Source organism: Pseudomonas sp. 2848 (genome assembly GCF_003253945.1).
Lineage (GTDB): Bacteria > Pseudomonadota > Gammaproteobacteria > Pseudomonadales > Pseudomonadaceae > Aquipseudomonas.
Genome location: NZ_QKZD01000009.1, coordinates 112,566 through 124,333, shown reverse-complemented (window position 1 = coordinate 124,333; position 11,768 = coordinate 112,566). Strand labels below are relative to the sequence as shown.

The window sequence follows — 11,768 nt, the reverse complement described above, 5'->3', positions numbered from 1 at the left end:
TTATTTTGGGTATTGGTTTAGCCACTAGGCGCCGATTACCCATCCGGCGCCCACCTTCGAGGGGCCGCCGAACATGAGAATACTCAAACCCCCGGTCGGCTCCCCGACCGGGGGTTTTGCTTTTCCGGGCCCACGAAACATACCGATTACCTTGAGGACAACGTCATGAACCACACCACCTACTACCGCACCTATGCATGGCGATTTAGCCAGTTCCGTTCGGGCCAGCCTGCCGCCTCCGTTCGGTCGATTTCCGGTGGCAATGCCGCACAGACACCCCATTTGACGATCAGTCGAACACCTCGATAGGGCCGACCGCGCGGGCCAGAACCCGCCGTCCGCCCAGGGAAAAAACGCCATGCAAGCCTCGAATCTCGCCCTGCCCCTGACCCAGCCGCACGCTGCCAACACCACCGTCAGCCAGCGCCTGCCCAGCCCGCACCTGCTCAAGCAGCAGATGCCGCTGTCCAGCGAACTCACCCAGCAAGTCCATGCCCAGCGCCAGGCGATCCGCGCCATTCTCGAAGGCCGCGACGAACGCCTGCTGGTGGTGGTCGGCCCCTGTTCGATCCATGACCCGCGCTCGGCCCTTGAGTACGCCGACCGCCTGGCCGCGCTCAGCCGCGAGGTCGACGACAAGCTGCTGCTGGTGATGCGCGCCTACGTGGAAAAACCGCGCACCACCGTGGGCTGGAAAGGCCTGGCCTACGATCCGCACCTCGATGGCAGCGATGACATGCACGCCGGCATTGCTCTGTCCCGTGGCCTGATGCTGGGCATGCTCGAACGTGGCCTGCCGATCGCCACCGAGCTGCTGCAGCCGATGGCCGCCGGCTACTTCGACGACCTGCTGGGCTGGGCCGCCATCGGCGCGCGCACCACCGAGTCGCAGATTCACCGCGAGATGGTCAGTGGCCTGGAGCTGCCGGTCGGCTTCAAGAACGGTACCGACGGTGGTATCGGCATCGCCTGCGACGCCATGCGCAGCGCCGCCCACCCGCACCGTCACTTCGGCATGGACACGCAGGGGCATCCGGCGATCATCGAGACCCTGGGCAACCCCGACACCCACCTGGTGCTGCGCGGCGGGCACAAGGGCCCGAACTACGACGCCCAGAGCGTCGCCCTGGCGCGCCAGGGCCTGGCCAAGGCAGGTCTGGCGCCACGCATCATGGTCGACTGCAGCCACGCCAACAGCGGCAAGGATCCGGCGCGCCAGCCGGCGGTGTTCGAGGACGTGCTGGCCCAGCGCCTGGGCGGTGACCGCTCGCTGGTCGGGGTGATGCTCGAGGGCCACCTGTTCGACGGCTGCCAGGCCCTGGGCAAGGGTGCGCTGAAGTACGGCGTGTCGATCACCGACGGCTGCCTGGGCTGGGACGCGACCGAGGCGCTGCTACGCGACGCCGCAGCGCGCCTGTGAGTCTCTGCGGCAAGCCTGGCGAGACAGGGCACGAACAAGTGCGCTAGGCTTGCCTTTTCGAACCCAAGGAGCAGTACCCATGGCCCGAGCCACCGCCCGCCACATCCTGGTTGCCAGCGAAGACAAGTGCAACGAACTCAAAGCGCAGATCGAAGGCGGCGCCGACTTCGCCGAAGTCGCCAAAGCCAACTCCACCTGCCCATCCAGCCGCCAGGGCGGCGACCTGGGCTCGTTCGGCCCGGGCCAGATGGTCAAGGAATTCGATACCGTGGTCTTCAGCGCGCCGCTGAACGTCGTCCAGGGCCCGGTGAAGACCCAGTTCGGCTACCACCTGCTGGAAGTGACCAGCCGCCAGGACTGATCCGGCATTGCCGTGGTCTTCCCCGTAGGAGAAGGTCTGCAGGAAGCAAGCTGCGTGGGAGCGGGCTTGCCCCGCGATGGTGTCCGCCCAGGCAACGCTATCGCGGGGCAAGCCCGCTCCCACGATACCCGCTCCCATGTCAGACTTGGCGGTGTGCTGACAAGTTGCTTGTACCTGATGTTGTCCTTGTCAGCTCACGCCGCCCCCACCCACGCCCTCACCGTCTACGGTGAAGCCCCCCGCTACCCCGCGAACTTCCCCCACTTCGACTACGTCAACCCTGACGCCCCCAAGGGCGGCAGCCTGCGCCGCTCGGCCATCGAGATCGGCCAGTTCGACCATGTCCTGCCCTATATCGACAAAGGCATCGGCGTCAGCCAGGTCGATGGCTGGCTGTACGCGCCGCTGGCCATGCGTTCGCTCGACGAGCCCTACACCGTCTACGGCCTGATCGCCCAACGTCTGGAGCGCGGCCCCGACGACGCCTGGTTGCGCTTCTACCTCGACCCGCGCGCCACCTTCGCCGACGGCAAGCCGGTGCGCGCCGAAGACGTACGCTTCAGCTACGACGTGCTGATGAGCCAGGGCAGCCTCAAGTTCCGCACCCAGTTTGCCGATGTCGCCGGGGTCACCGTCGAAGGCCCGCGCCAGGTGCGCTTCGACTTCAAGCAGCCCCATGGCCGCACCCTGCCGCTGGAGCTGGCCGGCCTGCCGGTGCTGCCCGAGCATGACTGGCGCCAGCGCGACTTTGCCAACGGCGCCGGCTTCGACAAGCCCGTGGGCAGCGGCCCCTATCGCATCGGCCGGATCGACAACGGCCGCAGTATCACCTTCGAGCGCGATGCAAACTGGTGGGCGCGGGACCTGCCGGTCGCCCGCGGGCTGTACAACTTCGCCCGCATTGGCGTCGAATTCTTCGGCGATACCGAAGTGGCCCGCCAGGTACTCAAGGGCGGTGGCTACGACTACAACCGCGAGTACTCCGCCACCGCCTATACCCTCGGCTACAACGGCGCGGCGCTGGATGACGGGCGCCTGCGCCGCGCCCACCTGGGCCCGGCCAAGCCGCAGATCGCCCAGGGCTTCGTGTTCAACCTGGACCAGCCGCAGTTCAAGGACCGCCGCGTGCGCCAGGCCCTGGCCATGCTCTGGGATTTCGAGTGGAGCAACCGGCAGATGATGCGCAACCTGTACATCCGTCAGCAGAGCCTGTACGCCAACACGCCGCTGGCCGCCCGCGCCCTGCCCGACACCGGGGAGCTCAAGCTGCTCGAGCCGCTGCGCGGCCAGGTGCCGGATGAAGTGTTCAGTCAGGTGTTCAGTGCACCGGTCACCGACGGCTCCGGCATCATCCGCCAGCAGCAGCTGCAGGCCCTGGCCTTGCTGCAGGACGCCGGCTGGCATCCCCAGGGCGATCGCCTGGTCAATGCCCAGGGCCAGCCGCTGAGCTTCACCTTCCTCAATGGCCAGTCGGGCCTGGAGCGCCTGCTGCTGCCGTGGAAGCGCAACCTGGCGCAGATCGGCGTCGAGCTGAACATCCGCAACGTCGACGCCGCCCAGTACGTCAACCGCGTGATGGCCCGCGACTACGACATGATCGTCACCGGCTACCCGGTGACCCTGTCGCCGGGCAGCGAGCAGTACAACTACTTCGGTTCCGCAGCGGCCAAGGACCCCGGCTCGAACAACCTGATGGTGCTCAAGGACCCGGCGGTGGACCGCCTGCTCGACGGCCTGGTACGCGCCAACAGCCAGGCCGACATGCTGCGCCACGCCCGCGCCCTGGACCGGGTGCTGCAATGGAACTACTACTGGATCCCCAACTACTACCCGCCTGGCAGCTCGACGGTGTGGTGGAACCGCTTCGGCCTGCCCAAGGTGCAGGCGGCCTATGACGAAGGCCTGGACACCTGGTGGGAAGTCAGCCCAAGGGCGCTGACCACCCAACAGATGGCCGAGCGACTGGGGAAAGGGCCATGACCACCTACATCCTGCGCCGCCTGCTGCTGATCATTCCCACCCTGCTGGCGATCCTGCTGGTGAACTTCGCCATCGTCCAGGCCGCGCCCGGCGGGCCAGTGGAACAGGCCGTGGCGCGCCTGCAAGGTATCGGCGGTGGCGCGCCTGGTGCACGGGTCGAGGCGGTGCAGGGCGAATCCCGCGCCACCCGTGGCCTGGATCCCAAGCTGATCGAAGAAATCAAGCGTCAGTACGGCTTCGACAAGTCCGCGCCCGAACGGCTGTGGCTGATGCTCGGCCAATATGCGCGGCTGGACTTCGGCCAGAGCTTCTTCCGCGGTGCCAAGGTCACCGAGCTGATCGTGCAGAAACTGCCGGTGACCCTGTCGCTGGGTTTTTGGGCCACGCTGATCACCTACCTGGTGTCGATCCCGCTGGGCATCCGCAAGGCGGTGCGTCATGGCAGCCGCTTCGATGCCTGGAGTAGCGCGCTGATCGTGATCGGCTACGCCCTGCCCTCGTTCCTGTTCGCCCTGCTGCTGATCGTGCTGTTCGCCGGCGGCACCTCGCTTAACTGGTTCCCGGTGCGCGGCCTGGTCTCCGACGATTTCGACCAGCTCAGTCTGCTGGGCAAGGTCGCCGACTACTTCTGGCACCTGGTGCTGCCGGTCGGCGCCCTGGTGATCGGCGGCTTCGCCACCCTGACGCTGCTGACCAAGAACGCCTTCCTCGACGAGATCGCCCGCCAGTACGTGGTCACCGCCCGGGCCAAGGGCCTGAGCGAACGGCGCGTGTTGTACGGCCATGTGCTGCGCAACGCCATGTTGCTGGTGGTGGCCGGCCTGCCCCAGGCGCTGATCACGGTGTTCTTCGCAGGTTCCCTGCTGATCGAGGTGATCTTCTCCCTCGATGGCCTGGGGCGCATGAGCTACGAGGCGGCGGTGTCGCGGGACTACCCGGTGGTGTTCGGCACCCTGTTCATCTTTACCCTGGCCGGGCTGCTGATCCGCCTGCTGGGCGACCTGTGCTACACGGTGCTCGACCCGCGCATCGACTTCGACGCGAGGGGCCACTGATGTTCTCGCCCATCGCCCGGCGCCGGCTGCGACGCTTTCGTGACAACCGCCGCGGCTGGATTTCGCTGTGGCTGTTCGCCGGGCTGTTGCTGCTGAGCCTGGGCGCGGAGCTGGTGGCCAATGACAAGCCCTTGCTGCTCGGCTACCAGGGCGAGCTGTACACCCCGGCGCTCAAGCGTTACACCGAGCAGCAGTTCGGCGGGCAACTGCCGTTCCAACCCGACTACCGCAGCCAGTACGTGCGCCAGCTGATCGAGGGCCAGGGCGGCTGGATGCTCTTTGCGCCGATCCCGTTCAGCGCCGACACCCCCAACTACGACCTGCAGGTGCCCACCCCCAGCCCGCCCAGCACGAGCAATTGGCTGGGCACCGACGACCAGGGCCGCGACGTGCTGGCGCGGGTGCTGTACGGCACGCGGGTCTCGCTGCTGTTCGCCTTCGCCCTGACCTTGCTCAGCGTGCTGATCGGCGTCACGGCCGGCGCCTTGCAGGGTTACCACGGCGGCTGGGTCGACCTGCTCGGCCAGCGCCTGCTGGAGGTGTGGTCGGGGTTGCCGGTGCTGTACCTGCTGATCATCCTGTCGGGGTTCGTCGAGCCGGATTTCTGGTGGTTGCTGGGGATCATGGCGCTGTTCTCCTGGCTGACCCTGGTGGATGTGGTGCGCGCCGAGTTCCTTCGTGGGCGCAACCTGGAATACGTCAAGGCCGCCCGGGCACTGGGGCTTTCCGACACCCAGGTGATGCTGCGGCATATCTTGCCCAACGCCCTCAACGCGACCCTGACCTACGTGCCGTTCATGCTTACCGGGGCGATCACCACCCTGACCGCGCTGGACTTCCTCGGCTTCGGCATGCCCGCCGGCAGCGCCTCGCTGGGCGAGCTGGTGACCCAGGGCAAGCAGCACCTCGAGGCGCCATGGTTGGGCTTCACCGCGTTCTTTGCCCTGGCGCTGATCCTGTCGTTGCTGGTATTCATCGGCGATGCGCTGCGCGAGGCATTTGATCCTCGCAGGTGATCGCCTGTAGCGCCCTCACATCCAACCGCTGGACCAATGCATGCACGACAACCTCAAGGACTACCCCCAGGTCCGCCAACTGGCCATCCGCTCGCTGTTCGAGATCATCGAGCAATCCAGCGAAGGCACGGTGATCGTCGACCGCCAGGCGCGCATCGTCTGGATGAACGAGCGCTATGCCCGCCGCTTCGGCCTGGAGGACGCCGCCAGCGCCATCGGCAAACCGTGCGAGGCGGTGATCCCCGGCAGCCTCATGCGTGAGGTGGTGAGCAACGGCAAGCCGATCCTGCTGGACATGCTCGACACACCGAACGAACCGCTGGTGGTGATGCGCCTGCCGATCCACGACGACCAGGGCGCGCTGATCGGCGCCATTGGCTTCGCCCTGTTCGACGAGCTGCGCAGCCTGTCGCCGCTGCTCAAGCGCTTCGCCAGCATGCAGCAGGAACTGGCCTCGACCCGCTCGCAGCTGCGCGCGCGCCAAGCCCGCTACAGCTTCGCCCAGTTCGTCGGCAGTAGCCCCGCCTGCCTCGAGGCCAAGCGCCGCGCCCGGCGTGGGGCCGGCAGCGACTCGCCGGTGCTATTGCTGGGCGAGACCGGCACCGGCAAGGAACTGCTGGCCCACGCCATTCATGCCGCCTCGGCCCGCGCGCACAAAGCCTTCGTCAGCATCAACAGCGCGGCGATCCCCGAGGCACTGCTCGAGGCCGAGTTCTTCGGCACCGCCCCAGGCGCCTTCACCGGCGCCGACCGCAAGGGCCGCAACGGCAAGCTGCAACTGGCCGAGGGCGGCACGCTGTTTCTCGACGAGATCGGCGACATGCCGCTGACCCTGCAAAGCAAACTGCTGCGCGTATTGCAGGAGAAGGAATACGAGCCGGTGGGCAGCAACCAGATGCTGCGCAGCGACGTGCGGATAATCGCCGCCACCTCCATCGACCTGCAGGCGGCCATGGCCCGGGGTGCGTTCCGCGCCGACCTGTACTACCGGCTGAACGTGCTGCCGGTGCAGGTGCCACCGCTGCGCGAACGCCTGGAGGACCTGCCGGCGCTGTGCGAGGCGATCCTCGTCGAACTGGGCAGCCAGTACGAGCTGGAGGCCGAGGCCCAGGCGTTGTTGGGGCGCCATGCCTGGCCGGGGAATATCCGTGAGCTGCGCAACGTACTGGAGCGGGCGACCCTGCTGGCGGACCAGCCGCGACTGGGCGTGCATGACCTGGCGAACGCGCTGGGGCCGTTGAGCCCGGTGGCATTGGCCGCACCAGCGCTGGATTACCGCCAGGCGTGCGCCCAGTTCGAGCGCGGATTGATTGTCGATGCCTTGGCGCGCAGCGCCGGAAATGTGCCGGAGGCGGCGCAGGCATTGGGCCTGGGACGGTCGACGCTGTACAAGAAGATGGCGGCGCTGGAAATCGAGTCTCAATAATGAGACATTCATCTCTTTTATGAGATGGCCACCATGGCTTCGCCCTGGATCGCCGGCAAGCGGGTCCCACAGGGGCATACCGCGATCAACTGTGGGATCCGGCTTGCCGGCGAAGGCCGCGGCGCGGTCCCACTTTCTCAAATCAGAGACACTGAATTTCAGAGCAACAAGAAAAGCCCATAATTTCAATGACTTAAGAACTTGGCACGATTTCCGCTAACTGCATTCCAACCATAAAAACAACAGTTGGAGATCCCCTTAGGATGACCGTGCTCATCGCCCTGGCCGCCCTGGCCCTGCTGATGCTCGCTGCCTACCGCGGCTACAGCGTGATCCTCTTCGCCCCCATCGCCGCCCTCGGCGCGGTGCTGCTCACCGACCCCGCCGCCGTGGCCCCGGCCTTCACCGGGGTGTTCATGGAGAAAATGGTCGGCTTCATCAAGCTCTACTTCCCGGTGTTCCTGCTCGGCGCGGTGTTCGGCAAGCTGATCGAGCTGTCGGGCTTCTCGCGCTCGATCGTCGCCGCCGCCATCCGCTTGCTCGGCACCCGCCAGGCAATGCTGGTGATCGTGTTGGTCTGCGCCCTGCTCACCTACGGCGGCGTGTCGCTGTTCGTGGTGGTGTTCGCGGTGTACCCGTTCGCCGCCGAGATGTTCCGCCAGAGCGACATCCCCAAGCGGCTGATCCCGGCGACCATCGCCCTGGGCGCGTTCTCCTTCACCATGGACGCCCTGCCCGGCACTCCACAGATCCAGAACATCATCCCCAGCACTTTCTTCAACACCACCGCGTGGGCCGCGCCCTGGCTGGGCCTGATCGGCACATTGTTCGTGTTCTGCACCGGCATGCTCTACCTGCAACGCCAGCGCAACAAGGCCCAGCGCAAGGGGGAAGGCTATGGCAGCAACCTGCGCAACGAACCGGAGACCGCCGACGACATCGCCCTGCCCAATCCCTGGCTGGCCTTGGCGCCGCTGCTTCTGGTAGGCGTGATGAACCTGCTGTTCACCCACTGGATCCCGCAGTGGTACGGCACCAGCCACACCCTGCAACTGCCGGGCATGGCCGCGCCGGTGCAGAGCGACGTGGCCAAGCTGACGGCGATCTGGGCGGTGCAGGCAGCATTGCTGGTGGGCATCCTGATGGTGCTGATCTGCGCCTTCGGCACCATTCGCCAGCGCCTGGCCGAAGGCACCAAGAGCGCGGTCAGCGGCGCCCTGCTGGCGGCGATGAACACGGCCTCGGAATACGGCTTCGGCGCCGTGATCGCCTCGCTGCCTGGCTTCCTGGTACTGGCCGACGCCCTGCGCGGCATCCCCAACCCGCTGGTCAACGAGGCCATCACCGTCACCCTGCTGGCCGGCATCACCGGCTCCGCCTCCGGCGGCATGAGCATCGCCCTGGCCGCCATGAGCGACAGTTTCATCGCAGCCGCCAACGCCGCCAACATCCCGCTGGAGGTGCTGCACCGGGTCGCCGCCATGGCCAGCGGCGGCATGGACACCCTGCCGCACAATGGCGCGGTGATCACCTTGCTGGCGGTCACCGGGCTGACCCACCGCGAAGCCTACAAGGACATTTTCGGTATTACCCTGATCAAGACCCTGGCCGTGTTCGTGGTCATCGCCACGTTCTACGCCACCGGCATCGTATGAAGGAGAAAGGCATGACGCTCAAAGGCAAGACCGCACTGGTCACCGGTTCCACCAGCGGCATCGGCTTGGGAATAGCCCAGGTGCTGGCCGAGGCCGGCGCTAACATCCTGCTCAACGGTTTCGGCGACCCGGCCGCGGCCATCGCCGAGATCAGGCGGTTCGGGGTCAAGGTCGCCCATCATCCCGCCGACTTGTCCGAGGTGGCGCAAATCGAGCAGATGTTCGCCCTGGCCGAGCGCGAGTTCGGCACGGTCGACATCCTCGTCAACAATGCCGGCATCCAGCATGTGGCGCCGGTCGAGCAGTTTCCGGTGGAGGCCTGGGACAAGATCATCGCCCTGAACCTCTCGGCGGTGTTCCATGGCAGCCGCCTGGTGTTGCCAGGCATGCGAGCGCGCGGCTGGGGGCGGATCGTCAATATCGCCTCGGTGCACGGCCTGGTGGGCTCCACCGGCAAGGCCGCCTACGTGGCCGCCAAGCATGGCGTGGTCGGCCTGACCAAGGTGATCGGCCTGGAGACCGCCACCAGCAACGTCACCTGCAACGCCATCTGCCCGGGGTGGGTACTGACACCGCTGGTGCAGAAACAGATCGATGACCGCGCCGCCAGCGATGGCGATGCACAGCAGGCGCAACACGACCTGCTGGCTGAGAAGCAGCCCTCCCTGGCCTTCGTCACGCCCCGGCACCTGGGCGAACTGGTACTGTTCCTGTGCAGCGAGGCCGGCAGCCAGGTCCGTGGCGCCGCCTGGAACGTCGATGGCGGCTGGCTCGCCCAGTAAAGACTAGAGTGGAACAAGACAAACCCGCTCCTGTACAGGAGCGGGCTCGCACCGCGATAAGACGCTCATCCCTGACCGAGACTCCCGGCATGAACGACGTACTCTGGCGCCCCACCACCACCCAGATCGAAGCCAGCCGGATGGATGCCTTCCGTCGTCGCGTCAACCGGCGCTTCAACCTTCAGCTCGACGACTACGCCGCCCTGCACCGCTGGAGCGTCGAGCAGCGCCCGCAGTTCTGGCAGACACTCGCCGAGTACTTCCATGTGCAGTGGCACACGCCGCCTTCAAGCATCCTCGAGGAAGGCGAACACATGGCCGACGCACGCTGGTTCCGCGGCGCCACCCTGAATTTCGCCGAACATCTGCTGCAGCGCCACGACGACCGCCCGGCCATGGTGGCCGTGCGCGAGGACGGCAGCCGCCACAGCCTCACCCACAATCAACTGGCTGCGCAGGTCGCCGGCTTGCAACAGGCTTTTCGCCAGGCCGGGATCGCGCCGGGCGATCGTATCGCCGCAGTCATGCCCAACTCCTGGGAAACCCTGGTAGCCATGCTCGCCGCCACCAGCCTCGGCGCGGTCTGGTCCAGCTGCTCGCCGGACTTTGGCAGCCACGGCATCATCGATCGCTTTGGCCAGATCGCCCCCCGGCTGCTGGTGGTTTGCGCCGGTTATCAATATGCCGGCAAGGTCATCGACCAGGTCGAGAAGATCAACCAGGTCGTGGCCCAGCTACCGAGCGTCGAGCAATTGCTGGTGGTGCCGCATACCCGGCCGCAGACCCGCGCCGATGAGTTCACCGGCAAGCCGACGACCCTGTGGGCCGACTACTTCACGCCCGGCGGTACGCCGACCTTCGCCGCGCTGCCCTTCGATCACCCGCTCTATATCCTGTATTCCAGCGGCACCACCGGCGTGCCCAAGTGCATCGTCCACCGCGCTGGCGGCGTGCTGTTGCAGCACCTCAAGGAGCACGGCCTGCACAACGACCTCAAGGCCGACGATGTGCTGTTCTACTACACCACCTGTGGCTGGATGATGTGGAACTGGCTGGCCAGCGGGCTGGCGGTCGGCGCCACCCTGGTGCTGTATGACGGTTCGCCGTTTCACCCCGGGCCCGAGCGCCTGCTCGACCTGATCGACGCCGAAGGCATCCGCGCCTTCGGCACCAGCCCCAAGTACCTCGCCGCCCTGGAGCAGGCCGCTGTGGAGCCTGCGAAATCCCATGGCCTGGGCAGCCTGCGCCTGATCCTTTGCACCGGCTCGCCGCTGTCGCCCCACAGCTACGACTATGTCTACGCCAAGGTAAAGGCCGACGTATGCCTGGCCTCGATGTCCGGTGGCACCGATATCGTCGCCTGCTTCGTGGCCGGTAACCCGCTACTGCCGGTGCGCCGTGGCGAGATCGCTGGCAAGGCCCTGGGCATGGCGGTGGAAGTCTGGGACGGACAGCGCCAGCCGATCAGCGGCGCGAAAGGTGAGCTGGTCTGCGTGCATCCCTTCCCCTCCATGCCGCTCGGTTTCTGGGGCGACGCTGATGGCCAGCGCTACCACGACGCGTACTTCAGCCAGTTCGAAGGGGTCTGGTGCCAGGGCGACTACGCCGAGCAGGTGCCTGGCAGCGGGCTGATCATCCATGGCCGCTCCGACGCCGTGCTCAATCCCGGCGGCGTGCGTATCGGCACCGCCGAGATCTACCGCCAGGTGGAAAAGGTCGGGGAGGTACTGGAAAGCGTGGCCATCGGCCAGGACTGGCATGACGATGTGCGCGTGGTGCTGTTCGTGCGCCTGCGCGACGGTCTGCAGCTCGACGAAGCGCTCAGCCTGCGTATCCGCCAGGTGATTCGCCAGTACGCCACGCCGCGTCATGTGCCGGCGGTGATCGTCCAGGTCAGCGACATCCCGCGCACCCTCAGCGGCAAGCTGGTGGAGCTGGCGATCCGCGACGTGGTGCATGGCCGGCCGGTGAAGAACACCGACGCCCTGGCCAACCCCGAGGCGCTGCAGCAGTTCCGTGACCGCCCGGAGTTACGCTGATGGCGACATCAGGCATAATGTCGCCCTTTTACCC

At 66.6% G+C, this 11,768-nt stretch carries 9 protein-coding genes; all 9 read left to right on the top strand.

Annotated elements, in window-relative coordinates:
- Positions 1-358 precede the first annotated feature (358 nt).
- The 9 genes from DFS21_RS18715 to DFS21_RS18675 all read left to right on the top strand — a co-directional run bounded on the left by DFS21_RS18715 (position 359) and on the right by DFS21_RS18675 (position 11,734).
- The gene (locus DFS21_RS18715; RefSeq protein ID WP_111532822.1) at positions 359-1,420 is read left to right on the top strand and encodes a 3-deoxy-7-phosphoheptulonate synthase; all 1,062 of its coding nucleotides are present in this window, start codon (positions 359-361) and stop codon (positions 1,418-1,420) included.
- A gap of 79 nt (positions 1,421-1,499) precedes the next feature.
- Positions 1,500-1,781: a peptidylprolyl isomerase gene (locus DFS21_RS18710; RefSeq protein WP_110604628.1), complete on the top strand. Its 282-nt coding sequence runs from the start codon at positions 1,500-1,502 to the stop codon at positions 1,779-1,781.
- Between the two features lie 177 nt (positions 1,782-1,958).
- A complete protein-coding gene (locus DFS21_RS18705; protein ID WP_111532885.1) occupies positions 1,959-3,761 on the top strand; it encodes an extracellular solute-binding protein in 1,803 nt (600 codons plus the stop codon).
- Positions 3,758-4,816, top strand: coding sequence for a microcin C ABC transporter permease YejB (locus DFS21_RS18700; RefSeq protein WP_111532821.1), 1,059 nt, complete (start codon positions 3,758-3,760; stop codon positions 4,814-4,816). The genes DFS21_RS18705 and DFS21_RS18700 overlap by 4 nt, the downstream gene beginning before the upstream one ends.
- On the top strand, positions 4,816-5,832 hold the full coding sequence (locus DFS21_RS18695) for an ABC transporter permease (protein ID WP_094009978.1): 1,017 nt from the start codon (positions 4,816-4,818) through the stop codon (positions 5,830-5,832). Before DFS21_RS18700 ends, DFS21_RS18695 begins: the two co-directional genes overlap by 1 nt.
- A gap of 40 nt (positions 5,833-5,872) precedes the next feature.
- Positions 5,873-7,258 carry a sigma-54-dependent Fis family transcriptional regulator gene (locus tag DFS21_RS18690; RefSeq protein WP_110701240.1) on the top strand — a complete coding sequence of 462 codons (1,386 nt, stop codon included), beginning with the start codon at positions 5,873-5,875 and terminating at the stop codon, positions 7,256-7,258.
- 263 nt (positions 7,259-7,521) lie between these two features.
- The gene (locus DFS21_RS18685) at positions 7,522-8,913 is read left to right on the top strand and encodes a GntP family permease (protein WP_111532820.1); all 1,392 of its coding nucleotides are present in this window, start codon (positions 7,522-7,524) and stop codon (positions 8,911-8,913) included.
- Between the two features lie 11 nt (positions 8,914-8,924).
- Positions 8,925-9,695: a 3-hydroxybutyrate dehydrogenase gene (hbdH, locus tag DFS21_RS18680; protein ID WP_111532819.1), complete on the top strand. Its 771-nt coding sequence runs from the start codon at positions 8,925-8,927 to the stop codon at positions 9,693-9,695.
- An 89-nt stretch (positions 9,696-9,784) separates the two neighbouring features.
- The gene (locus DFS21_RS18675; protein WP_111532818.1) at positions 9,785-11,734 is read left to right on the top strand and encodes an acetoacetate--CoA ligase; all 1,950 of its coding nucleotides are present in this window, start codon (positions 9,785-9,787) and stop codon (positions 11,732-11,734) included.
- Positions 11,735-11,768: the final 34 nt, after the last annotated feature.

What these genes read in the sequence shown, in the direction of transcription:
- DFS21_RS18705 (WP_111532885.1), top strand. Translation starts at nt 1,959, where the DNA reads ATGTTGTCCTTGTCAGCTCACGCCGCCCCCACCCACGCCCTCACCGTC.
- hbdH (WP_111532819.1), top strand. Translation starts at nt 8,925, where the DNA reads ATGACGCTCAAAGGCAAGACCGCACTGGTCACCGGTTCCACCAGCGGC.
- DFS21_RS18700 (WP_111532821.1), top strand. Translation starts at nt 3,758, where the DNA reads ATGACCACCTACATCCTGCGCCGCCTGCTGCTGATCATTCCCACCCTG.
- DFS21_RS18685 (WP_111532820.1), top strand. Translation starts at nt 7,522, where the DNA reads ATGACCGTGCTCATCGCCCTGGCCGCCCTGGCCCTGCTGATGCTCGCT.
- DFS21_RS18695 (WP_094009978.1), top strand. Translation starts at nt 4,816, where the DNA reads ATGTTCTCGCCCATCGCCCGGCGCCGGCTGCGACGCTTTCGTGACAAC.
- DFS21_RS18675 (WP_111532818.1), top strand. Translation starts at nt 9,785, where the DNA reads ATGAACGACGTACTCTGGCGCCCCACCACCACCCAGATCGAAGCCAGC.
- DFS21_RS18715 (WP_111532822.1), top strand. Translation starts at nt 359, where the DNA reads ATGCAAGCCTCGAATCTCGCCCTGCCCCTGACCCAGCCGCACGCTGCC.
- DFS21_RS18690 (WP_110701240.1), top strand. Translation starts at nt 5,873, where the DNA reads ATGCACGACAACCTCAAGGACTACCCCCAGGTCCGCCAACTGGCCATC.
- DFS21_RS18710 (WP_110604628.1), top strand. Translation starts at nt 1,500, where the DNA reads ATGGCCCGAGCCACCGCCCGCCACATCCTGGTTGCCAGCGAAGACAAG.